Below are 786 nucleotides of genomic sequence, written 5' to 3'. Positions count from 1 at the left end.
CCGGCGTGGCATAGGCGCTGACCCAATAGTGATCGCCGTTCTTGCAACGGTTTTTCACCAGGCCCATCCACGAACGCCCGCCCTTTAGGGTTTGCCACATATGGGCAAACGCCTCGGACGGCATATCCGGATGGCGCAGGACGTTATGCGGCATGCCCAGCAGCTCGTCATGGCTGTAACCGCTGATGTCGATAAAGTCCTGGTTGGCGTAGGTAATCGCGCTGGTCAGGTCGGTGGTCGAAAGGATATTGGCGTCGGGAGCAAAGTCCACATTCCGACCGGTGACCGGCAGATTGATCTTCATGGAGAAGCGCGCTCGTGATTGTTGGAGGAGTCGGCAGGGCGTCGACTCTAAGCGCACCGGAGGGGCAAATACTGATCCAGCTCATGTTCCGCGCAATTAATTGGCCATCATTGTGGGTCCAATCGATAAGGCGCAAGGATCCGTTGGTACTCACCATTGTGCTTGAGCTGTTCGAGGGCGCGGTTGAGTTCAGTACGCAACGCAGTGTCCGTGTTGCGCAATGCGATCGCGATGCCGTCGCCCAGTAGCTCAGCGGAAACAGCAGGGCCCAGGAAGTCGAAATCTGCGCCGGCAGCGGTGTCGAGCAGTACGTTGCGGATTTCCACGGAGCCCTGCAGTGTCGCATCGATATGGCCTGCCACTAGGCTACGGACCAGTTCGTCGTTGAGCCAAAAACTCCTGATGATCACACCTTCGCGAAAAAAAAAACGCATGATGTACTGTACCACGACTGCTTTCACGTGTGCGGTCATTGGATTGTG

The 786-nt window shown here is 56.7% G+C and carries 2 protein-coding genes; both read right to left on the bottom strand.

Going from position 1 to position 786, the window contains the following annotated elements; translation table 11 throughout:
- Positions 1-304: PAS domain-containing protein (locus tag OMK64_RS21365; RefSeq protein ID WP_272730123.1), on the bottom strand; the 304-nt coding region annotated here is incomplete at its 3' end.
- Between the two features lie 107 nt (positions 305-411).
- Positions 412-786, bottom strand: a 375-nt coding sequence (locus OMK64_RS21360; protein WP_272730122.1) for a type 2 periplasmic-binding domain-containing protein, incomplete at its 5' end; no start/stop codon positions are given.

The organism is Cellulomonas fimi (assembly GCF_028527925.1).
Classification (GTDB): Bacteria; Actinomycetota; Actinomycetes; order Actinomycetales; family Cellulomonadaceae; genus Cellulomonas; species Cellulomonas fimi_C.
Note: the sequence above shows the minus strand (reverse complement) of the source record. Positions and strands in the feature narration are given on the sequence as shown.